Genomic DNA, 24,216 nt, shown 5'->3' with positions numbered 1-24,216 from the left:
TTATAGGCCCACCATGGATGATTCAATCACGCGATAGTTGTCGGGGTTGGAACACGTGCGGCCAAAGCGCTTTTCCAGGTGCACGGCCGTTTGAGCAAGACTTGAAACATACCCTGGGCCGCCGTGGCTTTGCCACACTTGCAGCCATTCTGGGAAACTGTACATCGACGCAGAAACGTTTCTGAGGACACGGGAAACCGCCACGTCGACTTGGTCTTCGGTCAGTTGGCGGTTTTGTTCGCGCAGTTGCTGTTTCAGATTGTTTTTGTGTTTTTGGAAGTCGCCAAGGCCTTTTTTAAAATCAAAATCTTTGGCTTGCACATAGGACAGCGCCTGGGCGCGGTCTTCTTCGGTCAGGCTGCCCAGCAGCTGGATGTTGAATTCCTGACTTTTACGACGAATGAAATCGACACGGCTGAAAAGATAATCCTGCAGGTTTTTTACCGCCACGGCACCGCCGGTGTTGTAACCCAGAGTGATTAAAATGCGCTTGATCTGGACATAGTCCTGACGAGGGTAACCTGCTTCACGCAGCAGGGCCGGAATGTTGCGTTTGGCGAATTCGTTGTCGACGTATCTTTCATTCATTTTGTGGAAGATCCCTGCATAAAGCAGGTTCTTCACCGGGTTGGAATTCTTTGACATCAAAGAACATTTGCTTTCTTTCAGCAGCGGACGCCAGAAGCTCGCACCACGGTATTGGGTGCGGGATTTGATCCACTGGCAGGATTTTTTGCTGCTTTTAAAGATCTGATCCTTATACGCGGGCAGCACCTGGTCCACGTCGGCGATGGCTTTTCCGGTCAGTTGACCGATGCCAGCGTCACCATTGGGATTTTGAATTTGCACGTGAAAGCCGCTTTCCATCATCAGTTTGGGGAACAGCCACTGAGGATCAATCTCCAGACAGTCGGTGATGTTCTCAAAAGCCTGGCTAAGGGCTTTGATTTCAGAAGTGGTATAGCGGGGGCGCGGTTGGCCGGCTTCGGGCTGGCTTTTTTCAGAGGAGCATCTCACAAAGAGACGCGACTTTTCCCCGACGGCAATGCGGGGGAACGAGGTTGTCAGGGCGTGGGTCATGCAGCTGTCGAAGTTCTCGGCGGCAGCGAAGAACGGCAACAGGGTGACCACGGATGTGACAATCACGGATTTAAGCAGCTTTATAAAGGTTTTGGAAAAGCACCCTTGCATGCAGTCTTAACAAAGCAAGGGGCCTGCCATCAGACGACGTCGAGATCCTTTTCAAAGACGTCGCAAAGTGAGTCGACAACATCCTCGAGTGCTCCGTTTTTTTCAAACAGAGCCCGCTGGATTTCATAGGATGGATTTGCCAGATCCTCTTCCACCAGTTGTTTCAGATATTCCGTATAGCCCAGCTCAGCGGCATCATCTTTCATTGCGGTCAGCAGATCGTGGATGTCTTCGCGCAGATTTTTCGTCATGCCGTCGTTATCAATCAACACTTCGCAATCCAGCCCGTGACGGGAAGCGCGCCATTTGTTTTCACGCACCATCCAGTCATCCGGCGTCTGACGGCGAATGCCCTGATCAAGACGTTTTTGCAGATGACGAGCCAGCAGGTGAATGAACGCCACCAGGCGCGTGGTTTTACGAATTCCAGGAACTCCGTCACAGATGCGGATTTCCAGCGTGCCATAATTTGGACTTGGACGGATGTCCCACCAGATGTCCTTGAAGCTTCCGATGGATTTACTGCGGGTTAGTTTTTGTACGATGTCTTCAAATTGCGCCCAGTTTTCCACTCGGCACGGGGTGCCTCCGGCCGGGTGAGCTTCAAACACAGTGATACGTGAAGACGCCAGACCCGTGTCATGCCCTGTCCAGAACGGGGAGCTTGCCGACATCGCCAGCATATGCGGCAGATAGTAAAGGAACTCATTCATCATGGCGATGCAGTGATCACCATCTTTCATTCCCAGATGCACATGCAGACCGTAAATCATCAAACGGCGCGCGATGTGCTGATTGCGCTCCAGCAGATATTCATAGCGGTCCGACGGATAGAAAATGCGATTGTGCCATTTGGCGAATGGATGGGTTCCATTGGAGGCCAGACGGGCACCGTGCTTTTTACAGATGCGCAAAAGCTCGCGGCTGGTCAGCAGCAGTTCATATTCCACTTCCTGCACGTTTTTGCAGATCGGGGTGTCGATTTCCAGCATACTCTGAAAAATTTCAGGTTTCAGATGCGGGCTTTGTAAGGACCATTCTTCCAGGATGTCCGGAGATATGGGAAAAAGGTTTCTGGTTAGCGGGTGAATGATTTGAAGCTCAACTTCTACACCCAGCGAGAATAAGTCCGATGTTCCAAAAGGAATGGGTTGAGGCTTAGTCATAAAATCACCTTAGGGAGTTATGACCATCGGGGCAAATTTTAAAGCTGAAAATGTAGGAATAATATGACTTGGTGCGCTCAAATAAAAAATGGGGGGCCTCATCGGCCCCCCCGGACTCGTGTGAAGGGAACCACCAAACCTTCACTGAGTCGCCCAAAATAAATTTTTAGTTTCAGTATCGTCTTTTTCTTGCTTCAACTCGGGCGGGGCTTCGTACCACCGTTATCCAGAGAGCGTACATTACTACTCCCGAGTAGAAGAGGCAGAACATCGCTACATCTTGTAAGTCTGTCATGTACTCTCTCCTTCCTTTTACTTTTTGCGGCCTTCCGTGGCCTCGGATTCCTGAGGTGCCATCCTAGCGTCCCCTTGTTTCCGTTTGTAAGAGCGTCCGTGCTCTTATTGATATGACAGGAAGGGGTGGGGTTGGGGTTAATCTTTTTTGCTAAATTTGTGGGCAAAAAAAAGGTCTAGTTACTGACCGGGGCTCAAAGGGCATCCTATTGACTCTGAGGGGTCAAAATGGTTAATTAGTTGTTCCCTCTATCAGAATTTCTTATAGGTGCGCGCGGATGGTGGAATTGGTAGACACGTACGTTTGAGGGGCGTATGCGCAAGCGTGAGGGTTCAAGTCCCTCTCCGCGCACCACTCTTAGGGCTTCTTGCCCGCAATTGCTTCGGACAGTCCTCGCTCTTTGTGTTCATTTACTAGTTAAGGTCGCTTTTGGGTTCGTCGGCGTTTCTGGGTGCTTTAGTTTGCTGCAAAGGCCTGCGGAACTTGCACTTGCGGGCAAGAAGCCCTAAGAGCGCTGCGCGCAGAGGGCCGTTCACTGCGTGGGACTTTGATTGTTCGAATGTCAGTTGGGCTCGAGTGCAGCCAAGGGTTTTAAGTTTTTGGATTTTGTGTTAGTGTCAGTTCATGGTTGCATTTAGTTTTTCTGTCTCAGAGTAGTTTTGCGAAGAAGGGTTTGAGCTGGGCTCGCCATTCTTCTGCTTCTTTATCAAATCGGCAAAAAATTATGGATGTGGTTCTGCTTCATCAGGCTGAAGCAGAGCGGTTGCTTTTGTATTATGGGAACTTGATGAATATGAAAAAAGAAGAAGTGCTGACGACAGAATCCGGCAAGGTCGAAAACTGGGAGCGCTGGTGGCATGCTCTGTCTATTTCTGACACCTTGTTGTCCCGGGCGGAAGAAGATCCATCGCTGAAAGAGATCTGCAACTATCTGGAAAGCATCGAGGTCGTCTTTGAGGATGCCTGTGATCCTGCTGATGACTTTAAGGCCTATGCGATCCGATCCCTTTGTCAGGCGGTTCGTCGGACCTTAAACAATAAGAAAGAGATGGCCTGATTTCGGGTACTTGGACGCACGCGACGCAACTGGTTAGGTGCGTGGGATTTTCTTTAATGTAGAATGTATAAAATTCTTTTCGCCTGTCCAATCCGGTGGTACAGAAATCCCATGGCTTTACAGGAACGCACGCTAAAAAAAGAAATTCTGAAGATGGTTGTTGGTTTTCATCGCTTTCAGCAGCGATTCTTTAACAACCAGGATTCGCACCTGTATGAGCACCTTTCCAGCATCGGTCAAAGCCCTAAAACACTGATGATCGCCTGCAGTGACTCTCGTGTTGATCCGGCTATTTTGTTTTCGTCTTCTCCGGGAGAAATGTTTGTGGTTCGCAACGTGGCCAATCTGGTGCCGCCCTATGAATCTAATATGGGTTTTCACGGGGTCAGTGCCGCGATCGAATTTGCCGTGGCCAACCTGAAAGTCGAAAACATCGTGGTTCTGGGACACCGTCAATGTGGTGGTATCCGTTCCCTGTTTCAGCCTGAAAACGTTCTTAAGGGCGGCTTTGTGGCGCAGTGGATGACCATCGCGGAAACAGCCAAGCTGAAAGTTCTGGATAAAGATCCGCATGGGGACTTGGATACCCACTGCCGTGATTGTGAAAAAGAATCCATCGTGACTTCTTTGCAGAATCTGCGTTCGTTCCCGTTCATTGAGGATGCAATCAAGTCCCGCGGTCTGGAGCTTTTTGGGGTTTACTTCGACTTGGAAAACGGTCACCTGTGGAACTACAACGACGCCACTCACGTGTTTGACGAAGTCACTTTAAATGGACTTCGCGCCACGACGTTGCCTTAATTATTCAAAAGAAAATCTGAAGGCTTCACTAGTAGTGAAGCTCGCCACCCGGGAACTTGATCACTCGTTCGTTCCCCGGCGCCACCAGGTGCGCCCACAATGGAAGCTTCTGTCGCTCAGGGGCTGACAGCGTGTAGACGTGTTTGGTTCGGACCTCACGCAGTTTCAGCGTGTATTTGAAGGCCAGAGTGAAGGGAATATACTCTTTGCTGATGGCAACGACTTCAAACTTGTTGTAAGCGGCAATGGTCTTGCCATTGAGAATCACCGACGCTGAATTGATCACATGGTCACGCACGGCCGCGCGCCCGGTTTGCAGGGTGGGACTTCGGTAAAGTTGATCGGGGATCTTTTCAAAATTGCCAATCACGGATTCTGGATCGGCTTTGGTGCCGACAAAGTGGATGACTCCCGTGGGTTGCAGGTTCTTACCCAGTTCCACCAGTGACAGGGTGTAAACCGTGTCGACTTTTTTGTGGTCTTTCAGGCCATAGGAATTAAATGAATGAACATAGCTTACACGATACAGGCGATCTTTGCGGATCGGCTTTTGGTCGTATTCGGTCAGAGCCATATTCACGGTTTTCTCAGCTGGTGGCTGCAGGATTTCGGGCTGAGTGACCACTTCGGACAGGTCGGCCGTGGCCTTTAAAAGCAGGCGAGGGCGCAAGTCACTGAAGGTGGCCTTCTCGGATTTACCGAAAGCCGCCGTGGAAATCAGAATAAGAGTCAGGAAAACCAGCTTAGTCATCGGCCGATAACTAGCAGAATCCGTTCCATGGCCAAATCCACCCAATGGTTCCCTATGGGGGCGGACCTGTTTATCCTCTAAACAAGCTCCGGGAAGTGTCATTTCCTGGAGGCAAAGAGGAGGCACATGTTGACGCGACGCCAAAACGTCGTTGGGGCCTGCCAAAGGGGGCTTCTGGACGTGCAAGTTCCTTGAAAACCTGATAGTTATTAAGGACCTATGACAAATGCAAACACACGTTCGACACCGTATTCAGCCGTAAAACCAGATGTGAATCTTGCCAAGCAGGAAGAGTCTATTTTGGACTTCTGGGATCAGGAGAAAATTTTTGCTCAATCTTTGAATCCTGAAGGCAAAAAAACTTACAGCTTCTACGACGGGCCTCCGTTTGCAACCGGTCTTCCGCACTATGGTCACTTGCTGGCGGGTGTGTTGAAGGACGTGGTTCCTCGTTACTGGACGATGAAAGGCTACACTGTGCCTCGTCGTTTCGGTTGGGACTGTCATGGTCTTCCGGTCGAGTATGAAATCAACAAGACTCATAAAATTGAAAGTCGCAAAGACGTTTTCAAAATGGGTGTTGCCAATTACAACGACGCTTGTCGTTCGATTGTAAAACGTTATTCCACCGAATGGAAAACCACGGTTCGCCGTGTGGGTCGTTGGGTGGATATGGAAAATCCATACTTTACGATGGACGTGTCTTTCATGCAGTCCGTGTGGTGGGTGTTCCAGCAGCTGTTTGAAAAAGGTCTGATCTATGAAGGTTACAAAGTCGTTCCTTACTCTGTAGGGATCTCGACGTCTCTTTCAAACTTTGAAGCCAATCAGAACTACAAAATGGTTCAGGATCCGGCAATCACGGTGATGTTCAAGCTGGTAAATCAGCCGGATACATCGATCATGGCTTGGACGACGACTCCTTGGACATTGCCTTCCAACCTGGCGTTGGCTGTGGGTAATGACATCGAATACGTCAAGATTCTTGAAAAATCCACGGGTCGCAAGTTGATCATGGCGCAGGCGCTGCTTTCTTCGGTCTTCAAAAAAGCCGACGATGAAGTTGAAGTTCTTCAGATGATGAAGGGCACAGAGCTTGTGGGTCTGACTTACGAACCTTTGTTCCCTTACTTTGGTGATCGCGCTGACAAAGGTGCGTTCCGTATTATTTCTTCTGATCACGTGACCACTGAAAGTGGTACGGGTGTGGTGCACATGGCGCCAGCATTCGGTGAAGAGGATTACTATGCTTGCGCAAAAGCCGGCATCCCGATGGTCAATCCCGTGGATGACGACGGTATGTTCACGTCTGAGGTTCCTGACTATGCTGGGAAGCGTGTAAAGGAAGCTGACAAGGATATCATCGCGGATCTTAAAAAACGCGGAAACCTGTTCAAGCAAGACACCATTCAGCATAGTTACCCATTCTGTTATCGTTCCGACACGCCACTGATCTATCGTGCGGTGTCTTCATGGTTTGTGGCCGTTGAAAAAATCAAGGAAGAGCTGATTGCCAACAACAAACAGACCTCCTGGGTTCCGGATCATCTGCGTGATGGCCGTTTCGGCAACTGGCTGGAAGGCGCTCGTGACTGGGCGATTTCGCGCAATCGTTTCTGGGGTACACCTCTGCCAATCTGGAGAAATGCCGAAGGCGAAGTGATGTGTATCGGTTCCCGTGCCGAACTTGAAAAACTATCCGGCCAGAAGGTCGACGATTTGCACATTGAATTTGTGGATAAGATCACGATCCCGTCTCCAACCGGCAAGTCGCCGTTGAAGCGTGTGGATGGTGTATTGGATTGCTGGTTTGAATCCGGCTCTATGCCGTATGCACAATGGGGTTATCCTGAAACATCTGTGGAGGATTTCAAAAAAGCCTTCCCGGCGGACTTCATCGCAGAAGGTCTGGATCAGACACGCGGCTGGTTCTACACGCTTTCCATCATTGGTACGGCTTTGTTCAATCAGGCTCCGTTCAAGAACGTGGTCGTTAACGGTTTGGTTCTGGCTGAAGACGGTCGCAAGATGTCCAAGTCCCTGAAAAACTATCCGGATCCGATGGAAGTGTTGAATCAGCATGGTGCAGATGCTTTGCGTTTGTACTTGATCGACTCACCAGTGGTGAAGGCTCAGGAATTAAAATTCTCTGAAAAAGGCGTTTACGACATTGTTCGTAAGATTTTGCTAAGATGGTGGAATTCTTATTCGTTCTTTGCGAACTATGCCAATATCGATGGCTTTGTTCCAAAGGGTGATGCGAAGAAGTCTCCAAACATTCTGGACCAGTGGGTTTTGTCCCGTCTGAACGGTCTGATTGCGAACACGCACAAGGAAATGGACGCTTATCGTCTGTACAACGTTGTGCCTCACTTGCTTCAGTTCATTGAAGACCTGACAAACACCTACATCCGTTTCAACCGCAGCTTGTTCTGGCAAGACGGCATGCCGGAAACCAAACGTTATGCCTACGAGACTTTGCATGAAGTTCTTGTGACCCTGTCACGTCTGATGGCGCCGTTTGCTCCGTTCATGTCTGAAGTGACTTACAAGAATCTTTCACAGGTTCTGAAAGACAAGAAAGACTCTGTTCACCTTGAATCCTTCCCGGCGGCAGACCTTTCCATGCTTCGTCCTGAATTGGAAGAAGCCGTGAAAGCCATGGACACGTTGGTGACCCTGGGTCGCAATCACCGTGAAAAAATCGGCGTGAAAGCAAAAATCCCTCTGAATGAAATCAAGATCATCCATAGAAGTGCAGAACTTCTGGAAACTTTGAAAAAGTTCGAACCGTTCTTCGTGGACGAATTGAACTTCCGCAAAGTTGTATACAACCCGAATGAAGATCAATTCGTTCAGGTGTCTGCCAAGGCGAACTTCCCGGTATTGGGTAAACGTCTGGGACCTAAGATGAAAGCTGTGGGCGCGGGCATCATGTCCATGTCCTTGGAAAAAATCCTGAAGCTTGAAGGCGGCGGTGTTGTTGTCATCGAAGGTGAAGAAATCAGTCTGTCTGATGTGGAAATCCGTCGTGCACCTAAAGGTGACAACGCGAACTTGTCCGTGCACCAGATCGTTTCCATCGAAGTGGATCCGACAGTGACCCCAGAGCAGGAACGTGAAGGTCTGGCTCGTGAGATCATGCGTAAGATCCAGGTCGCTCGTAAAACAGCGGACTTCCAGATGGATGACAAGATCACTTTGGAAATCGCCTGTGACGGTGCTTTGCTGGATGCATTGAATGCGCATAAGGACATGATCACCGGTGAAACTTTGACGAAGAATCTGAACATCCTGGCGTTGACGGCAGAGCCTAACGGCAAACACACGGAAACATCAGACATCGATGGTCAGACGATTAAAATCGGCGTCACCAACCTGCCAAGATAATGAAACGGCTTGGAGAGGTTTTTGAATTTTCGGCAATAGGTGTGGTGCGAACTCCGTTCAAAGACAGGTTCGGAGTCCCGCGCCAGCCAGGGCTTGCGGCGCAGGCCAAAGGGGTGATTAAAATCAACCCCGATCCGGATTTGAAAACCGCTCTGCGTTCACTGGAAGAGTTCACTCACATCTGGATTGTTTTTGTTTTTCACGATCATGGTGGCAAGGGCTGGAAACCCAGCATTCGCCCGCCACGCTTGGGTGGCAATCGTAAAGTCGGTGTTTTGGCTTCGCGTTCTCCGCACCGTCCGAATCCTATCGGGCTCTCGGCGGTCTTGGTTGAAAAAATTGATTTTGAGGCCGAAGGCGGGCCCGAGATTCACATCGGTGGTGTGGATCTGGTGGATGGCACTCCGGTGCTCGATATCAAGCCTTATATCGCTTATGCGGATTCAATCCCTCAGGCCAGTGCAGGGTGGGCGTCCGCGCCGATTCCTCGTTATCCGGTGATTTTCTCTGACGAAGCTGAAAATGAAATTCTGAAACGCGATCCTGACGGTCAGCAGAACCTGCGCGCTTTGATTGTGGATGTGATGGAGCTTGATCCTCGTCCGGCCTTCCAAAAACGTCAGAACCCGGTTACAGACCCTCAATCCTGGGGGCAGCGCTATGGCATCGATGTGCTGGGAAATGATGTGAAGTACGAACTGCGTGAATCAGGTCTTTACGTTTACGACATTCAGGATCTAAAAAAGTAAAAGCCCCATCACTGGGGCTTTTACGCACTGCTTAGGAAAAATTGCGGTGGGCCCTCCTGTGGAGGGTGCCGCAAGAGGTATCTTTTAGTTTTCGGTGTTCAGTTCTGGGAAGGATTTTACCAGATCGTCCAGAGCTTTCATTTGTTGCAGGAACGGTTCCACTTTGGAAAGTGGCAGTGCTGACGGTCCGTCGCAAAGGGCTTTATCCGGGTTCGGATGGCTTTCGATGAAAAGACCTGCAAGGCCCACGGCAAGACCCGCGCGGGACAATTCGGCCACCTGACCGCGACGGCCACCAGAAGCAGCACCAAATGGATCGCGGCACTGCAAGGCGTGGGTCGCATCCAAAATCACCGGGCTGCCTTTGGAAACTTTCTTCATGATGTTAAAGCCCAGAGTATCCACCACCAGATTGTCATAACCAAAGTTAGTACCACGGTCGCACAGAATGATTTTGTCATTTCCGCACTCTGCAAACTTGTCGACGATGTTACCCATTTGGCCGGGGCTCAGGAACTGGGGTTTTTTCACGTTGATAACCGCACCGGTGCGAGCCATTGCTTCAACCAAGTCCGTCTGGCGTGCCAGAAAGGCTGGAAGCTGGATTACGTCGACAACTTCAGCAACGGGTTTTGCCTGATGGATTTCGTGAACGTCGGTGATGACTTTCACGCCGAAAGTTTTTTTTAGTTCAGCAAAAATCTTCAAACCCTCTTCCATGCCCGGTCCACGGTAAGAGTGGATAGAGGAACGGTTGGCTTTATCAAAAGAGGATTTAAAGACATACGGAATTTTCAGTTTGTCGGTGATTTTCACGAAGTGTTCACACACCTGCATGGCCATGTCACGGGACTCAAGGACATTCAGTCCGGCAAACAAAACAAAAGGTTTGTTGTTGGCGACTTCGATATTTCCGATTTTGACGACTTTATTTTGCATGGGTAATACCATAGCACCCTTTAATGGCTTTTGACATCCAATATTCTTGCTTTGCCAGAGCCTGCAGAAAGACACGAAGCCCGACCTTGTTAGGGTATGAACCGGCACTGACAATGTCTTATGGAAACCTTTCAAATCGAAGCCGACCTTAAATCCCTGATAAATCAGCGTCACTATCCGTGCGTGGCCGCGATTCAAGCCCTGCATCACCAGGACTACAGTTTTGATGTCTATGAAGACTTCGGGACCGGGGAATCCCGGCACCGTCTGGCGCTGAATCTGATTCGTTTTAAGCACGAACAACGACGCAGCCAGGTGCCTTACCTAAGTTACTTTGCCATTTATTCCCAGGACCGGGCCAATACCGAGGAAGAGTTTGAACGGAAGATGTGGCGTGAGCTGTCTGCTCTTTGGGAGGATGAAAAAATCGCTGGCAGCTGGGATCCTCAGTTCAGCGACGATCCGGAAGATCAGAATTTTTGTTTCAGTCTGGATGGGAGCGCTTACTTTGTCGTGGGACTGCATCCGGCAGCCAGCCGCACGTCCCGAAGGCTTCCTTACAATGCTCTGGTGTTTAATCTGTACAGTCAATTCACCGAGCTGATGAAAAAAGGCACTTATGATTCCATGGTGAAGGTCAACCGGGACCGGGATCTGCGCTTTCAGGGCTCTGTAAATCCCATGGCCCAAACTTATAATGAATCCTGGGAAAGTATTCAGTTTTCGGGCCGGAACAATCCGCCGGAATGGAAGTGTCCGTTCACGAAGGGCCTGGGAATTTTACGGAGCAAGTTGTGGAAGTAAGCACGCTTTCTCCGTTTTGCCGCATTCCTGCCCGGAAGGGGGCAGGGTTTACGTTGCGTCGCGGGCAGAAGCTTCGGGTGGTCAGTCCGGAGGACATGCAGGTCGCGGATCTGTTTTGTTATTCGATTTCTGATGTAACGGAAACTTTGTCCAGCGGCCGGTCGATTGACTATAACGACACGATCTATCTGACTCAAGGACATGATCTTTACTCCAATCGCAGCAATGTGATGCTGTCGGTTTTAGAGGACAGTTGTGGACGGCATGATTTTTTGATGACTCCGTGCAGTTTGCGGATGTTTCAGATCATCGCGGGAAATTCAGATCATCACCCCAGCTGTCATGAAAATCTGGTGCAGGCATTTCAAGACCTGGGTATTGCTGAAGACACCGTGGGCACCACGTTCAATCTTTTTATGAATGTCGAAGTGAATTCCCAGGGCTTGATTTCCATTCAGCCACCCAAGGCGCGGGCCGGGGATTATATTTTACTGCAGGCGCAGATGGACCTGCATGTGGGGCTGACTGCGTGTTCTCATCCGGAAACGAATCACTTTCATTGCAAGCCCATTCACTATCGAATCGAGTGATTGTCTTTTCCCACTGGACTGGACGGTGCAATCGGGGCTTATTGGCAAAACATGTCCTTATGACTTTTCAAATTCCTTGTGATGGTTTGTCCTTTTTAAAAGGAGAACTTTATGGCGGGAAGTATCTGGAAAGGCTCTATCAGTTTTGGACTTTTGAATATTCCAGTGAGCCTGCAAAGTGCTCAAAGTGAAAAAGAGGTCCACTTTTCGATGCTGGATAAAAAGGACCTGGCGCGCATTCGCTATCTGAAGGTCAACGCCAAAACCGGCAAGGAAGTTCCCAGTGACCGTATCGTCAAGGGTTATGAATACCAGTCGGGTCGATACGTTATCATGACCGAAGGTGAACTGAAAAAAGCCAACGTCAAAGCCACCCAAACTATCGATATCGAAGATTTTGTTCTGCTGGATGAAGTTGATCCGATGTTCTTCGAGCGGCCCTATTATCTGGTGCCTCAAAAGGGGGCGGAAAAAGGGTATTATTTGCTGCGCGATGCTTTGCAGGGCACGCACAAAGTGGCCATCGGAAAATTGGTCATCCGGATCAAACAGCATCTGGCTTTGATCATGCCACGAGGCCCCTACCTGATGCTGGAGATTCTGCGTTTTTCCCACGAGGTGAAAAGCGAAAAGCAGGTTCATTTTCTGGCGGCTTCGGCCAAGAAGCCCACTTACAGTTCAAAGGAACTGAAAATGGCCGAAGAACTGGTGGAAGGCATGACCAGCGAGTGGAAGCCTGAACAATACAAAGACACTTATTATCAGGATGTGATGAAAACCATCCAGCGCAAAGTTAAAGGGGGCCAGGGGCACAGAGTCAGCGAGCCGAAAGAGGAAAAAATCGCCACCACCGATAATGTTATCGATTTGATGCCGTTGTTGCAAAAAAGTCTGATGGCCAAAAAGAAAACCGCCCGTCGCAAAGTGCGGGCAAGGGCTTAGGGTATGCCGTTAAAGGACTATCATCAGAAAAGGGACTTTAAGAAAACCCGCGAACCGAAAGGGCAAACGCGTTCGAAAACAAAAAAGCAGAGCAAAGATCAGTTGATGTTTGTCGTGCAGGAACATCATGCCTCACATTTGCACTATGATTTTCGGCTGGAATGGCAGGGGGTATTGAAAAGCTGGGCTGTGCCAAAAGGTCCCAGCCTGGATCCTCATCTGAAACGCCTTGCTGTCGAAGTGGAAGATCATCCCCTGGAATACGGAAATTTTGAAGGCGTGATTCCCGAAAAACAATACGGGGCGGGTCAGGTGTATATCTGGGATACCGGTGTTTGGATACCGAAAGGCAGTGCGGCGGCAGGCTTCAAGAAAGGCCATCTTGAGTTCGAACTGAAAGGCAAAAGACTGAAAGGCACCTGGGATTTGATTCGCACGCGACTGCAGGGACGGCAAACTCAGTGGCTTTTGGTCAAGCGTGAGGACGCTTATGCAAAAGCAGGCTATGAAGCTCCGCTGATTGGGGCGAAAACCACGTCCCGGCGTATTCATTCCAAAGAAGCCTTTCACTTTGTGAAGCCCATGCTGGCGCTGCTGGTGGATGAACCCCCACACAGCAAAGAATGGATCCACGAAGTCAAATGGGACGGCTATCGCATTCAGGCCCACGTTCATGGCACCAGCGCGAAGCTTTACACCCGCGCCGGGCATGACTGGTCCGGAAAAATGACCTCTGTCGCGCATGATGTGAGCGGATTGAATGTTCAGTCCGCAGTGCTGGACGGCGAGGTCGTGGTCCTGGACAGTAAGGGTCTGAGTCATTTCCAAAAGCTGCAAAATTACTTTGAATCCGATCCGGATCAAAAGCTGACTTACATCGTTTTTGATTTACTGATGCTTAACGGAGAGGATCTGCGCGATCGTCCGCTGAAAGAGCGGCGTAAGAAGCTTAAGGAAATATTAAAAGGAAAACGCCGAGGCCGTCTGCGGCTCAGCCAGGAAATCAAGCTTAGCAAAGGTTCGTGGGGGAAATTGCAAAAGCAGGGGCTGGAAGGGGTGATTTCCAAGAAGACCGACAGTCTTTATATTTCAGGACGAAAAGGCGAATGGGTGAAGAGCAAGTTTTTAAACCGGCAGGAATTCGTCATTGGCGGGTATGTCCCGGGTAAAGGCAGTCGCAGCGATTTTGGGGCGTTGCTGTTGGGGGTCTATGAAAAAGGCCGTCTGCGCTTCGTCGGCAAAGTGGGGACTGGTTTCAATCAGAAAAACATCAGCTCTTTAAAGCGCCAATTGGACAAAATCAAAGTTGCAAAAAAACCTTTTACGGCCGGTGATCCGCCCCAAAAAGACGCCATCTGGGTAAAGCCGCAGTTGCTGGCAGAGGTGCGCTTTGCCAATTGGACCCACGGCATGCATTTGCGGGCTCCGGTATTTGTAGAGCTTCGCGAAGACAAGCCTGCGCCGGACGTCACATCCGATGCGCTCATGCTGACCAGCCCGGATAAAGTTTTATACGGAGCCGAGGGAATCACCAAACTTGAAGTGGCTGAATACTACATCGCCATCGCAGAGCGCATGCGGCCTTATCTGGAAAACCGGCTGCTGGCCCTGGTGCGCTGTCCGGAAGGATCTGCGGGGAAATGTTTTTTTCAAAAGCATTTGAATGCGAAGGCGGAGGCTATTGCGATCTTTGAAAAAGATGATGCCTTGTACGTAAAGGATGTGCGCGGACTTTTGGAGCTGGTGCAGATGGGTGGTTATGAGATTCATGGCCGGAACAGTCGATCGGAAGCCCCGGCGAAACCGGATCAGTTCGTTCTGGATCTGGATCCGGGGTCGGGAGTGCCTTGGGAGGAAGTTGTTGCCGCAGCTTTGCTATTTAAAAAAGATCTGGAAGCTCTGGGGCTTCGCAGCTTTGTGAAGCTTAGCGGGGGCAAGGGGCTGCATATTCACGTGCCGTTTAAGCCGGGACCTTCCTGGGATGAGGTGAAGCGTTTTACCCATGCTCTGGCCCAAGCCTGGGAGGATCGTTATCCGGATCGTTTCGTCAGTAAAATGTCCAAGAAGATTCGTCACGGGAAAATATTTATTGATTATCTTAGAAACTCAAAAGGGTCGACCAGTGTTCTGCCTTATTCACTGCGGGCGAGGGATAAAAGTTCAGTAGCGTTGCCGGTGGCGTGGAATCATTTGAAAAAATATGAAAGCGGGGATGCGGTCAGCCTGAAGAAGGCTTTGCAGATTCTGAAGAGCGGTCAAGACCCGTGGGCGAATTACTTCGCCCGGGCCCCGGTCTTGCCAATTAAGAAAACTAGAAGTGCTTCTTAACTGTGTCGCAAACGTACTGAAGCTCTTCCTGAGTGATGTAAGCATAACAAGGAAGATTCAACACCGCTTGAGAGATATGGTGAGCATTGCCGTTGTCGATTTTGCCAGCCAAGTGACCTGCAGAACCGGATTGAAGGCTCATCGCGCCTGGGTAAATAGTACCGTAACCAACGTTGGCTTTCTTCAATGAATCAATCAATGAAGCGCGCAAAGAAGGTTCGATCATCGCAACCGCACAGTAACCGTTTTCTTTTACTTTCGAAGTCGCACGCACTGGTTTCAGTGGAAGTCCTTTCAAGGACTCTTCATAGAATTTCACTGCGTTCATGCGGCTTTGAATGCGCGCATCGATGTGTTTCAAGGACATATTCAGGAACAAAGACTCATAAGCTCCGATACGGGAATTCCAGCCGATCATACCGTGAGAATAGTGATCTGTTCTGCCGTGGTTGATCAAAGTGCGGCAGTTTTTAGCGTATTCATCACTGGTCGTGAAGATTGCACCCGCATCGCCGGAGGCACCCAGAACTTTTGCCGGGTAGAAGCTTGTAGTTGAAATCAAAGCCGTGCCCAGGATGGACTGACCGTCGATTTCAGTGCCGAAGCACTGTGCGCCGTCCTCGATCAGAAGAACGCCTGCTTCTTTGGCGAATTTGCGGATTTCCAAAGTGTCAGCAGAAGCCCAACCGTAAAGGTGAACCATCACGGCTGCTTTTGGTTTGAATTGTTCTACAGCTTGTTTGAAAGTGGCAAGATCCCAGTGGCATGTTTCACGGTTCACGTCCACAGTCACAGGGTTTGCGCCGACGTTGACAACGGCTTCAAAAGTAGCCCAGAAAGTCATGTCAGGAACAAGGACCTTGTCGTTCTTGTTAACGCCCACAGCGCGCAAGGCGATTTGGATAGCGTCAGTACCATTGGCACAACCGATAGCGTGTTTGGATTTTGTGTAAGCTGCAAGGTTGGCTTCCATTTCGCCAACAATAGGACCGCCCACGAATTGCGTTTTATCGAAAAGATTTGCAACGCCATTCAGGAACTCATCACGGAAACCAGGTTCAAAACGATTCAGGGTGATAAATGGAACTTGTTGAATGCTCATAGTTTTCTCTCTGGGAAAATGTTAACTGGATGAGAGAATTATCCAATAAGTCCTGGCAACTTGCAACCCGCGGGACCGTTTACGGACCGCGCGGTTTTAAGAAAAAGCGAAGGAAACTGTATCTTTACGGACTCGGTGGTGCTTTCTCGCAACACACGCCGACCTTGCCAGCTTAAAATGCAGCCTATTCCCAAGGCAGGCTCACAAAGGGGGTAAGGTGTCTTTCATTTGTTGATCACCCATTGAAAAGACCTCGATCATTTTTTCGCTGAAGGCAGAGATGTCTTCAGGCTTACGGCTGGTCACCAGGCCCTGATCCACCATGACTTGGGTGTCAAACCAGTCGCCGCCGGCATTGATCAGGTCGGTGCGCAGACTGGGCCAGGAGGTGATTTTTCGGCCGGAAACAATTCCGGTTTCGATCAACAGCTGAGGTCCGTGGCAGATAGCGGCAATGGGCTTGTGCGAGTCGACGAAGGCCTGCACAAACTTGACAGCCTTTTTATCCATCCTCAGTTTGTCGGGATTAATAACACCGCCGGGAATCATCAAAGCGTCGAATTCTGACGGATCGACTTCATCCAGGGATTTATCAACAGCCAGGAAATCACCCCATTCACCTTTCTTCCAGGCTTTGATGTGACCTGGTTTTAGTGACACAAGCACTGTCTGTGCCCCTGCCTTATCCAGATAATTGCGGGGTTCAACCAGTTCGGATTCTTCAAATCCGTCAGTGGCGATGATGGCAATTTTTTTACCGGAAAGTGATTGTGTCATGGCGTGCTCCCTAGTGGGTGGTTTTCTTACGGCTGGATTTCTTTTTTTTGGCGGCTCCGCCGGTTTCTTTGTTCACCGTGGCCCAGGCAATGCGTTCGGCTTTTTTGCTGGAGGCGCCTTTTTTCTTGTAGCCCTCTTCAATATGCTGAGCCATGCGTTTTTGTTTGCTGGAATAACTTTCTTTGCTTCCGCGGGGCATGGAATGCTCCTTTTAAAAAAAAGGAAAGGGAGGCCGTCATGGCCTCCCTTCACATGTTAGTGATTAGGTGCGTTTGTAGAAGTGGTGGAGGAAGAGGATTTCTTCGTTCCGGTTGTTCCCGCAGCGCCCAATGAACTGGATGAACGCTCGCCACTTTGGGAAGACGAACTATCGCGCTCAGTGGATGAAGACTCGCGGCTGACGCGGATGTTGTTGGTGACATCTTTCACGCCATAGCAGCCTTCTGCGCAGTCTTCCGCCTGATGTTTCATGCGGCGGTCGGGGACTGTGCCGGTCAATGTGACTTCGCCTTCTTTCACTTCAACGTCAATACCCTCCGCATCGATGTTGTTGTCACGAGTCAGCATTTCACACACATCTTCCTTGATGCGTTCATCAGATCGTTTGTAAGATTTTGGGCCGCGGCCGAAGAACTGGGAACGTCCTTCAGAGCGTTCAGACCCGCGCTCTGAACCGCGTTCAGACGAACGTTCACGATCCGTATCGAACGAGGAGCTGGAACGGTATTGGTCGGAACCCTGACGTGTCAGGTCGCTGGTGCCGTAAAGCCCGCAGCGGGAATCAAAACGGCCGGCTTCATAGCCGGAGCCGCGTTCGGATCTGTTGGAACGATCCCAGGAGCGTTCGTTGCGATCATCGGAACGGCCATACGACTGTTCGCTGGAAGAACCATAGCGATCCTGACGACCGCTGGCGTTGGATTCATAAGAAGACCCCGAGCGGTTGCCGTCGATGGAACGGCTGCCACGGGACAATTCACGGGACCCTTGAGTACGACCATAATCCTGATTGGAGTAATTAAAGTCGCGACGATAATCAGAAGCATCACGATAATCTGATGATGGACGATATTCCTCATCACGATAGCCGGAACGTTCATCCATTTCATCACGCTCATACCAGTCTCTGCGCTCGGAAGCTTCGCGACGGTATGGACGCTGTTCGTCTCTGCGGAAATTGCTTTCTGAAGATGAAGATCTGTCGCCGCGCATGTTGCGGGGGTCACGTTGGTCATGTCTCATATCTTACTCCTTTGTTGTTGGAGCGTTGATAGTGAGTCGATCCCCCGGTGATGACCACCTTCCTTTATGTAATGTTTTATAAAACAAATTTGTCATGAAAACAGAAAGGCCTTCGTTATGAAGACCTTTCTTGTGATGTTGAAATTATTGAACTCAGTCCCAGCTTCTTCCATCCGGCATCAGATTCTGTGAATCGATGTCGCGAAGCTGACGATCCCGCATGTTTCGATCCAGTTGTTCCTGACGACGGATCATCTCATCCTGACGTCGGTCCCAGTCTTGATCCAGAGTGTTCTGGGACGTGCGGGGATTGGGTTGCGGACGTCTGTCCTGAGGCCCGGTTGGAATGGGGCGTGACTGATACTGGGTTTCGGAAGTTCGGGACTGTGCCTGGGCGTAAACCGATGGCAGCAGCAGGGACAGGATAACGAGAGCTGCGAGTTTCATAGAGTGCCTCCTGATGATGAGTTGTAGTGTTCAGTGTCTTCTTTTTAAAAGGTATGCAGCCAGTGCACCCACACCTGCGACGCTCACCGCTCCCAGAATAATCTGGTAAGGGTGTTTCACTGCGTATTTGCGACCGCTTTCCAAAATTTCACCGGCCTGCTGATAAAGGCTGTTGAAATTCACCGGTGAAGAATTGGTCACAGTTGGTTTGTGTGTTGGCGAAGTGGGTTTTCTTTGCTTGGGGCTGCCATAACGCGTGGAATTGTGTCCTGCATGTTGATGAGCTGCCATAAAGGCCTCCTTGTTCGGTTTTCTTTATTGTCGCGCGGGGCGGGCGGGCAGAGTACAGAACATCGCAGTTTCTGTCAGAGACCATGCAGGACCAGGGACCTTGGTGGGTCCCCGGATACCTACTTTCGTTTGAAGTGCAGATCGTTGTGAATGTCTTTCACTCCTGAGCAGCGGGAAACCTGCTCTTCCACGAATCTTTTCATCTTGCGGTCCGCAACTATGCCGCGCAAAGTGACTTCCCCTTGAGTGACGATGACCTCTACGTCGGCGACGTCAATGTCCACTTCCAGCGCCAGGGTGTGTTCCACTTCATCACTGATGTTGCTGTCACTAAGTTCCATGTCCTTGCTGGAGGTGGAGCCAAAGCGGGCATCATCGAAGGCTGGTCGGAAACTTTGGGTGCAGCCGGTGGTGCCCCGGCGCTGCCGGTTGATATCAGGTCTGCTGGATTGCAGTTCTTTCTGTGAATCCAGGTCATGATAGCAGTGAACGCTGGCATCATGGGCGGGGCGTTTATCTTTCCGCTGAGGTGTCGCGTGGTTTTGCTTTTTCATATTCAGTCCTTTCATCAGGCATGGCGATGGTGTCTGCCTTATCCTGTGGTTTTTTCATGACGGCTTGTTTTAATCCGGAGATGGCCGGTCCGTTGATCACTTCGCCGGTGCAGGCAAAACGCGATCCATGGCAGGGGCAATCCCAGGTTTTTTCAGCAGCATTCCAGTGTACGATGCCGCCCAGATGCGGGCAGACGGCATTCAGTGTGACTGTTTCGTTTTGTTCACTGGTATAGACGGCAAAAGTTTTTGCCCCCTGATGCACCAGCTGTCCTTCACCCGGGTGGGCCGAAACATTTTTTAATTCATCCCGTAACATAATGCGGTCACGGTATTGGGTCAGGGCGTTCATGTTGGCAGAAATGACTTTTCCCAGATTCTTCACTCTAAAGCGTGAAGGTGAATAGATGTGAGTCCACTCATTGGGTTGTTGCTGGATCAAATCGCGAATGACCATGGCCCCGACCGCAGCATGAGTCAGTCCATGACCTGAATCACCACTGACAATATAGGTGTTGCGATTGCCGGGGTTTCGCCCGATATGGGCCAGGCCGTCTACAGGTTCGATGATCTGTCCGGACCATTGATACGCAATCGGTCCTGATATGCCCAGATTGAACAGCGCCCAGTCATGCAAAGTTTCAAATTTGCTTTCGGGGTGATCTTCCTGACCCACGCGGTGATCTTCACCGCCGATGAGCATCAGATCTTTTCCTTCAGCGTGATTTTCAATTTTTCGCACATAGTGATACGGATGTGACGTGTCCCACATCAGAATGTCGGGAAAGGCGTCATGAGGCACTTCAATTCCGATAATATAGCTGCGATAGGCCGCTTCCATTGTGTGAATCATCACGCGGTCATTCACCGGCACGTTCGAGCAGACGACGACGTGTTTGGCATACACATAATGACCATTGTCGGTTTTTACCGAAGGCAGGGCGCCGTCCTTGAAATCCACCGCGGGGGACTTGCTGTGGATTTTTCCGCCCATTCCCACGATGGCCTTCAGCAGTCCGTTGATGAATTTCTGACTGTGAATGCGCGCTTGTCTTGGAAAGCGCAGCGCCGGACCAAACTCGGCAAAATGCGGGGGGGAGGCCAGCAGTTCAACATCCTTGAATCCCAGTTTCGCTGCAGCCTGGGCTTCTTCTTTCAGAAAGTCCTTGTTGGTTTCGGGACTGAGGTAAAGATATCCATCCAGGCGACGGAAGTCGCAGTCGATGTTTTCCTCGGCCACAATTTTTTCAATAAGATCAATGGCATCACTGTGGCTGGCAATGGCTTTTTTTGCATTGTCTTCGCCCAGATTGTCGAGCAGTCGTGCCAGGCCCTCGTCCAGAACATTCGACAAATGCGCACTGGTGCGGCTGGTTTCATTGTGTCCTAGCGTGTCCCGTTCAAGCACCGTTACCTGAAAACCATTTTTCAACAGAACATAGGTATTTAAAAGCCCGGCAATGCCGGCTCCGACCACGCAAATGTCCGTTGAGGCGTCTTCGTGAAGTGGCGGAAACTCGGGAACATGAGTATCCTGCCAGAAAGAGGCGTTATTCTGTTGATGTGGCTGCATGGGAAAACTCCTTTCTCCAGGCATAAATCGAATGTGCACCTAAAAAAACAATCAAAGTCGAATAGTAAACCCAGGCCAGCAAAACAACGATGGACCCGGCAGCTCCGTATGACGAGGTGATCGGGCTGCCGCCAAGATACAAACCCACCAATTCCTTCCCGATCACAAAAAGCAGGGCGGTGATGATGCCTGCATGAAATGCATCCCGCAGGACCAGTCGGGGCACAGGCAGAAAGTGAAAGATGCCGGTGAAAAGCAGAACGTAAAGCAGCAAAGAAAAAATAATATTTATTACGAAAGCGCCTTCGCCGTTGTCCAGCAGGCCCACGCGAATGATGGTGTTTAAAGCCGTGGAAACTATCAGCGAAACCATCATCGCGAATATGAACCCAAAGGCGAGACCAATCTGTAACAGGCGGCTTTTCACATAGGCGATGGAAGCATGCAGGATGCTCAGGTCTTCTTCTTCCACTTTGTGTCCCAGAATTTCGGTCAGCGCCGCGCGCATTTCGCCGAAAATCAAGCCGGCAGACAAGACCAGTGTGCAGGCCCCCAGAATTCCGGCAAGGGACATCAGGTCCACGCGGTCGTTGGCATTTTTCACCACGGCTTGCACGGCTTCAGCGGCTGTCGGGCCGACCAGAGATGAAACCTCGCTCATGAACGTCTGCTGCAGTTCCAGTCCCAGGTTGGCCACCACCGCCAGCGAGATCATCACCAGCGGTGCCAAGGAAAAGCAGGTATAAAAAGCCACCGAGGCTGCCCAGGTCATGGTGTGGCAGTCACTGAATCTGTCTGCGAATGTGAATACGAAATTCTTCACTTTCGTCATGCAACCTCACCCCTCGATTATCGGACCCTTAAGGGGTGGGAGGAAGGTAAAAGTCTTTGCAAATATACACACAAAATTATCCCTCGGTAGGGGGAGGTGTGCCTGGATCTTTTGAAGGGTTTTCCCGTGGCATGCCTGGATCAATTTCGGGCACGACTTTGGGACGTGGCGGTTCTTTCACAGGTGACGGGCGCGGTTGTGTGGAAGGTGGATCTTGCGGGATGGGAATTTCATTGGGTCGGGGTGGTGTCATGCAGGCCTCCTGTTTTTGTTTCATTAGGCGGAATTCTGAAAATGCGGGCAAAGAATTTTTAATTACATATAGGAAGGTCTGTTCATATACATGCGCGAAGATATAGGCCTTGTGAAAAAAAAAGATCATAGTTCAGGTGTTCAACAACCTTAAGAAAGGATCAGCCATGAAAACATATTTCGTTATCGCATTGTTCGCAGCCGCCACGGTGTCTTGCTCGCACAAAGAAAAGACCGTTGAGGCAACTCCAAGCACCGAAGCAAAAACGGTGGCGGTTCAGGAAGAGGCGACCCATGTGACCGAATTTGGTTTTAAGAAAGGCTCCAGCGCCCTGACCAGCGATGCGAAGGGTGATTTGCAGCGTCTGATTGATGAGGCAAAAAAGACCGGCACCATTAAAGAAATCAAAGTGATCACCTGGGGTGACAAGGACTATCCTTCCACGGAAACCAAAAAGCTGTCTTCGGCTGAAGTGAAGCTGGTCAAAGAGCGCAACAAAGCCATCGAAAACTATATTAAGTCCTATGACAGATCACCGGATGTGGATTTGTACAGCATGGCGGAAAGACCAAATCTGTTGCAGGACATGCTGAACACTTCAGATGCCCGTATCAAGAAGAATTTGGAAACGGCCGGCATCCCTCACACGGATACCACGGCAAAGGCACCTTCAAAAGCTTCCAAGTCTATTGTGATGGTGATTATGCAATAAATCCCCGCGGGGCAAAACTCCGCATGGGGGACGGGCATTTCGGGACCGTGCGCCTGTGAACTGCAAATAATTGAGATCCCAGACCCGGTCCGGTTGATGCAATACCCGTGAATGCTGACAGTCGCAATATTAACAACAACTAAGGAGAATGAAATGAACATTCAATCTGTGATCGGCTCTTTGATTTTGGCAGTGGCTTTGTCTGCAAGCACATCTTTTGCTCTGGATAATACAACCGAGTCCGCCGGGAAAACCCTGGGCGCGAAGATGGTTTCAGAAATTTCCTTCGACGAGGGGAAATCCTCTTTGACGGATTCAGCCAAAGACGACATTCGCAAAATGGTGAACGAAGCCAAACAAAAAGGCAAAATCGATGAGCTGAAGGTCGCGGTATGGGCGGACCGTGAATATCCGACGGAAGGTGCAAAAGCCTCCAAGCAGGATGTGAATCTGGCCAACGACCGCGCTCGTGTGGTGAAGAATTTCATCAAGGATGAACTGAAAGTGGGTTCGGTGAACACTTACAACATGACCGAGCGTCCGAATGCACTTCAGAAGTTCATGCACACCGACACCGCGAAAACCAAAACTGCGATGGAAGACAGTGGCGCGGCTCCACGCACTCAGGATGAAACCGGCTTCTTCAATCAAAAAGCCAAATCATCCAAAGCCGTCATCATGGTTTACATGAAGTAAGCAATTGACTCACAACGGAGGCTTTATGAAAGCAATCAGCACGATACTTCTGGGATGGGCCTTGATGGCAGCAGTGCCGGCCTATGCAGGATTTTATATTGAGCCCGGAATCACCTATGAAAAAGGTGACAACGAGCTGGAATGGCCCGCACCCTTGAGCAACTCCACCGGAACGGGGCAAGGGCTGGGTTTTAATCTGAAGCTGGGTTACCACGCCAATGACATCTTCTTTATCGGTCTGGATGGGTCTTATTCCAAACCGAAATTTGAAAGCTCGGCGGCCACGGATTATTCTGCCGAAGCGACATCGACACTTTACGGTGCGGTGATCGGGGCGCAGATGCCGGTGGCGGGGCTTCGTATCTGGGGCGGATACATCTTTGGTGGTGATCTGGATCCCGAAGAAGACGGTGGCGTTGATGTAAAGTTTGAAGGTGCCAAGGGGCCCAAAGTGGGCGTTGGTATCAAAATCCTGATCGTCAGCGTGAATCTTGAGTATATGGACCTTGAATACGGCACTTCCAAGCTGGAAGAAGCCGGTCCGGTGACCGGGGAGCTTGGCAAGTTCAAGAACAAGGTCGGCCTGTTGAGTGTGAGCTTTCCTCTGACATTCTAGGTTTTAAGACGAAAGAAAGGCCCGGTTTTGACCGGGTCTTTCCCTTTTGCCTTTTCAGTCCAGTTGGACTAGATTGGCTGTGCTTTGTGTCCGATACTTTGTCGGAAAGCGCAGTTTA

24 protein-coding genes and 1 tRNA gene are annotated in these 24,216 nt (G+C 50.3%); 12 read left to right on the top strand and 13 right to left on the bottom strand.

The window, feature by feature from the left end; translation table 11 throughout:
* The gene (locus BDT_RS11140) at nt 1-1,191 is read right to left on the bottom strand and encodes a hypothetical protein (protein ID WP_015091342.1); all 1,191 of its coding nucleotides are present in this window, start codon (nt 1,189-1,191) and stop codon (nt 1-3) included.
* Nucleotides 1,192-1,220: 29 nt separating this feature from the next.
* The gene (locus tag BDT_RS11135; protein ID WP_041577710.1) at nt 1,221-2,357 is read right to left on the bottom strand and encodes a carboxylate-amine ligase; all 1,137 of its coding nucleotides are present in this window, start codon (nt 2,355-2,357) and stop codon (nt 1,221-1,223) included.
* A 566-nt stretch (nt 2,358-2,923) separates the two neighbouring features.
* Between BDT_RS11135 and BDT_RS11130 the strand changes: the two genes are divergently transcribed.
* From BDT_RS11130 to BDT_RS11120, 3 genes are all read left to right on the top strand, one after another.
* Nucleotides 2,924-3,006, top strand: a tRNA-Leu gene (locus tag BDT_RS11130).
* Nucleotides 3,007-3,439: 433 nt separating this feature from the next.
* On the top strand, nt 3,440-3,709 hold the full coding sequence (locus BDT_RS11125) for a hypothetical protein (RefSeq protein ID WP_235046095.1): 270 nt from the start codon (nt 3,440-3,442) through the stop codon (nt 3,707-3,709).
* A gap of 111 nt (nt 3,710-3,820) precedes the next feature.
* Nucleotides 3,821-4,510 (top strand): carbonic anhydrase, encoded by a 690-nt coding sequence (locus BDT_RS11120; RefSeq protein WP_041577708.1) that lies wholly within the window; start codon nt 3,821-3,823, stop codon nt 4,508-4,510.
* A gap of 28 nt (nt 4,511-4,538) precedes the next feature.
* Here BDT_RS11120 and BDT_RS11115 read toward each other — a convergent pair whose 3' ends face one another.
* Nucleotides 4,539-5,261 (bottom strand): hypothetical protein, encoded by a 723-nt coding sequence (locus tag BDT_RS11115; protein WP_015091338.1) that lies wholly within the window; start codon nt 5,259-5,261, stop codon nt 4,539-4,541.
* Nucleotides 5,262-5,480: 219 nt separating this feature from the next.
* On the opposite strand from BDT_RS11115, the gene ileS reads away from it, so the two are divergent.
* Entirely contained in the window at nt 5,481-8,651 is a 3,171-nt protein-coding gene (ileS, locus tag BDT_RS11110; RefSeq protein WP_015091337.1) for an isoleucine--tRNA ligase, read from the top strand.
* Nucleotides 8,651-9,400: a tRNA (N6-threonylcarbamoyladenosine(37)-N6)-methyltransferase TrmO gene (tsaA, locus tag BDT_RS11105; RefSeq protein ID WP_041577706.1), complete on the top strand. Its 750-nt coding sequence runs from the start codon at nt 8,651-8,653 to the stop codon at nt 9,398-9,400. Before ileS ends, tsaA begins: the two co-directional genes overlap by 1 nt.
* Before the next feature lie 84 nt (nt 9,401-9,484).
* On the opposite strand, the gene kdsA is transcribed toward tsaA, so the two are convergent.
* A complete protein-coding gene (kdsA, locus tag BDT_RS11100; RefSeq protein ID WP_015091335.1) occupies nt 9,485-10,339 on the bottom strand; it encodes a 3-deoxy-8-phosphooctulonate synthase in 855 nt (284 codons plus the stop codon).
* A 120-nt stretch (nt 10,340-10,459) separates the two neighbouring features.
* Here kdsA and gntA point away from each other — a divergent pair, with 120 nt between their 5' ends.
* From gntA to ligD, 4 genes are all read left to right on the top strand, one after another.
* A complete protein-coding gene (gntA, locus tag BDT_RS11095; RefSeq protein WP_015091334.1) occupies nt 10,460-11,143 on the top strand; it encodes a guanitoxin biosynthesis heme-dependent pre-guanitoxin N-hydroxylase GntA in 684 nt (227 codons plus the stop codon).
* On the top strand, nt 11,134-11,733 hold the full coding sequence (locus BDT_RS11090; protein ID WP_419144686.1) for a DUF1989 domain-containing protein: 600 nt from the start codon (nt 11,134-11,136) through the stop codon (nt 11,731-11,733). Before gntA ends, BDT_RS11090 begins: the two co-directional genes overlap by 10 nt.
* 111 nt (nt 11,734-11,844) lie before the next feature.
* Nucleotides 11,845-12,675 carry a non-homologous end joining protein Ku gene (ku, locus tag BDT_RS11085; RefSeq protein WP_015091332.1) on the top strand — a complete coding sequence of 277 codons (831 nt, stop codon included), beginning with the start codon at nt 11,845-11,847 and terminating at the stop codon, nt 12,673-12,675.
* A gap of 3 nt (nt 12,676-12,678) precedes the next feature.
* A complete protein-coding gene (ligD, locus tag BDT_RS11080) occupies nt 12,679-15,003 on the top strand; it encodes a DNA ligase D (protein WP_015091331.1) in 2,325 nt (774 codons plus the stop codon).
* Here the strand turns inward: ligD and BDT_RS11075 are convergent.
* The 9 genes from BDT_RS11075 to BDT_RS11035 all read right to left on the bottom strand — a co-directional run bounded on the left by BDT_RS11075 (nt 14,987) and on the right by BDT_RS11035 (nt 21,821).
* Nucleotides 14,987-16,105, bottom strand: a complete 1,119-nt coding sequence (locus tag BDT_RS11075) for a DegT/DnrJ/EryC1/StrS family aminotransferase (protein ID WP_015091330.1) — start codon at nt 16,103-16,105, stop codon at nt 14,987-14,989. The genes ligD and BDT_RS11075 overlap by 17 nt on opposite strands.
* Nucleotides 16,106-16,306: 201 nt before the next feature.
* On the bottom strand, nt 16,307-16,882 hold the full coding sequence (locus BDT_RS11070) for a type 1 glutamine amidotransferase domain-containing protein (RefSeq protein WP_015091329.1): 576 nt from the start codon (nt 16,880-16,882) through the stop codon (nt 16,307-16,309).
* 10 nt (nt 16,883-16,892) lie between these two features.
* On the bottom strand, nt 16,893-17,081 hold the full coding sequence (locus BDT_RS11065) for a hypothetical protein (RefSeq protein WP_015091328.1): 189 nt from the start codon (nt 17,079-17,081) through the stop codon (nt 16,893-16,895).
* A gap of 56 nt (nt 17,082-17,137) precedes the next feature.
* The gene (locus tag BDT_RS11060) at nt 17,138-18,124 is read right to left on the bottom strand and encodes a BON domain-containing protein (protein ID WP_235046094.1); all 987 of its coding nucleotides are present in this window, start codon (nt 18,122-18,124) and stop codon (nt 17,138-17,140) included.
* A 153-nt stretch (nt 18,125-18,277) separates the two neighbouring features.
* Nucleotides 18,278-18,571, bottom strand: coding sequence for a hypothetical protein (locus tag BDT_RS11055; RefSeq protein WP_015091326.1), 294 nt, complete (start codon nt 18,569-18,571; stop codon nt 18,278-18,280).
* A 30-nt stretch (nt 18,572-18,601) separates the two neighbouring features.
* Entirely contained in the window at nt 18,602-18,862 is a 261-nt protein-coding gene (locus BDT_RS11050; protein WP_041577703.1) for a hypothetical protein, read from the bottom strand.
* A 119-nt stretch (nt 18,863-18,981) separates the two neighbouring features.
* Entirely contained in the window at nt 18,982-19,416 is a 435-nt protein-coding gene (locus BDT_RS11045; RefSeq protein WP_015091324.1) for a BON domain-containing protein, read from the bottom strand.
* Nucleotides 19,376-20,989 carry an FAD-dependent oxidoreductase gene (locus BDT_RS11040; RefSeq protein WP_041577701.1) on the bottom strand — a complete coding sequence of 538 codons (1,614 nt, stop codon included), beginning with the start codon at nt 20,987-20,989 and terminating at the stop codon, nt 19,376-19,378. Before BDT_RS11040 ends, BDT_RS11045 begins: the two co-directional genes overlap by 41 nt.
* On the bottom strand, nt 20,967-21,821 hold the full coding sequence (locus BDT_RS11035; RefSeq protein WP_015091322.1) for a YihY/virulence factor BrkB family protein: 855 nt from the start codon (nt 21,819-21,821) through the stop codon (nt 20,967-20,969). The genes BDT_RS11040 and BDT_RS11035 overlap by 23 nt, the downstream gene beginning before the upstream one ends.
* Nucleotides 21,822-22,240: 419 nt before the next feature.
* Here BDT_RS11035 and BDT_RS11030 point away from each other — a divergent pair, with 419 nt between their 5' ends.
* The 3 genes from BDT_RS11030 to BDT_RS11020 all read left to right on the top strand — a co-directional run bounded on the left by BDT_RS11030 (nt 22,241) and on the right by BDT_RS11020 (nt 24,098).
* Nucleotides 22,241-22,786, top strand: coding sequence for a hypothetical protein (locus BDT_RS11030; RefSeq protein ID WP_041577699.1), 546 nt, complete (start codon nt 22,241-22,243; stop codon nt 22,784-22,786).
* Nucleotides 22,787-22,939: 153 nt separating this feature from the next.
* The gene (locus tag BDT_RS11025; RefSeq protein WP_015091320.1) at nt 22,940-23,482 is read left to right on the top strand and encodes an OmpA family protein; all 543 of its coding nucleotides are present in this window, start codon (nt 22,940-22,942) and stop codon (nt 23,480-23,482) included.
* A 25-nt stretch (nt 23,483-23,507) separates the two neighbouring features.
* A complete protein-coding gene (locus BDT_RS11020) occupies nt 23,508-24,098 on the top strand; it encodes an outer membrane beta-barrel protein (protein WP_041577696.1) in 591 nt (196 codons plus the stop codon).
* Nucleotides 24,099-24,216: the final 118 nt, after the last annotated feature.

Origin of the sequence: Bdellovibrio bacteriovorus str. Tiberius, from assembly GCF_000317895.1 — a bacterium.
Lineage (GTDB): Bacteria > Bdellovibrionota > Bdellovibrionia > Bdellovibrionales > Bdellovibrionaceae > Bdellovibrio > Bdellovibrio bacteriovorus_F.
Note: the sequence above shows the minus strand (reverse complement) of the source record. Positions and strands in the feature narration are given on the sequence as shown.

Excerpts from the sequence above, each read along its gene's own strand:
- BDT_RS11140 (WP_015091342.1), bottom strand. The coding sequence starts at position 1,191 with ATGCAAGGGTGCTTTTCCAAAACCTTTATAAAGCTGCTTAAATCCGTG.
- BDT_RS11135 (WP_041577710.1), bottom strand. The coding sequence starts at position 2,357 with ATGACTAAGCCTCAACCCATTCCTTTTGGAACATCGGACTTATTCTCG.
- BDT_RS11125 (WP_235046095.1), top strand. The coding sequence starts at position 3,440 with ATGAATATGAAAAAAGAAGAAGTGCTGACGACAGAATCCGGCAAGGTC.
- BDT_RS11120 (WP_041577708.1), top strand. The coding sequence starts at position 3,821 with ATGGCTTTACAGGAACGCACGCTAAAAAAAGAAATTCTGAAGATGGTT.
- BDT_RS11115 (WP_015091338.1), bottom strand. The coding sequence starts at position 5,261 with ATGACTAAGCTGGTTTTCCTGACTCTTATTCTGATTTCCACGGCGGCT.
- ileS (WP_015091337.1), top strand. The coding sequence starts at position 5,481 with ATGACAAATGCAAACACACGTTCGACACCGTATTCAGCCGTAAAACCA.
- tsaA (WP_041577706.1), top strand. The coding sequence starts at position 8,651 with ATGAAACGGCTTGGAGAGGTTTTTGAATTTTCGGCAATAGGTGTGGTG.
- kdsA (WP_015091335.1), bottom strand. The coding sequence starts at position 10,339 with ATGCAAAATAAAGTCGTCAAAATCGGAAATATCGAAGTCGCCAACAAC.
- gntA (WP_015091334.1), top strand. The coding sequence starts at position 10,460 with ATGGAAACCTTTCAAATCGAAGCCGACCTTAAATCCCTGATAAATCAG.
- ku (WP_015091332.1), top strand. The coding sequence starts at position 11,845 with ATGGCGGGAAGTATCTGGAAAGGCTCTATCAGTTTTGGACTTTTGAAT.
- ligD (WP_015091331.1), top strand. The coding sequence starts at position 12,679 with ATGCCGTTAAAGGACTATCATCAGAAAAGGGACTTTAAGAAAACCCGC.
- BDT_RS11075 (WP_015091330.1), bottom strand. The coding sequence starts at position 16,105 with ATGAGCATTCAACAAGTTCCATTTATCACCCTGAATCGTTTTGAACCT.
- BDT_RS11070 (WP_015091329.1), bottom strand. The coding sequence starts at position 16,882 with ATGACACAATCACTTTCCGGTAAAAAAATTGCCATCATCGCCACTGAC.
- BDT_RS11065 (WP_015091328.1), bottom strand. The coding sequence starts at position 17,081 with ATGCCCCGCGGAAGCAAAGAAAGTTATTCCAGCAAACAAAAACGCATG.
- BDT_RS11060 (WP_235046094.1), bottom strand. The coding sequence starts at position 18,124 with ATGAGACATGACCAACGTGACCCCCGCAACATGCGCGGCGACAGATCT.
- BDT_RS11055 (WP_015091326.1), bottom strand. The coding sequence starts at position 18,571 with ATGAAACTCGCAGCTCTCGTTATCCTGTCCCTGCTGCTGCCATCGGTT.
- BDT_RS11050 (WP_041577703.1), bottom strand. The coding sequence starts at position 18,862 with ATGGCAGCTCATCAACATGCAGGACACAATTCCACGCGTTATGGCAGC.
- BDT_RS11045 (WP_015091324.1), bottom strand. The coding sequence starts at position 19,416 with ATGAAAAAGCAAAACCACGCGACACCTCAGCGGAAAGATAAACGCCCC.
- BDT_RS11040 (WP_041577701.1), bottom strand. The coding sequence starts at position 20,989 with ATGCAGCCACATCAACAGAATAACGCCTCTTTCTGGCAGGATACTCAT.
- BDT_RS11035 (WP_015091322.1), bottom strand. The coding sequence starts at position 21,821 with ATGACGAAAGTGAAGAATTTCGTATTCACATTCGCAGACAGATTCAGT.
- BDT_RS11030 (WP_041577699.1), top strand. The coding sequence starts at position 22,241 with ATGAAAACATATTTCGTTATCGCATTGTTCGCAGCCGCCACGGTGTCT.
- BDT_RS11025 (WP_015091320.1), top strand. The coding sequence starts at position 22,940 with ATGAACATTCAATCTGTGATCGGCTCTTTGATTTTGGCAGTGGCTTTG.
- BDT_RS11020 (WP_041577696.1), top strand. The coding sequence starts at position 23,508 with ATGAAAGCAATCAGCACGATACTTCTGGGATGGGCCTTGATGGCAGCA.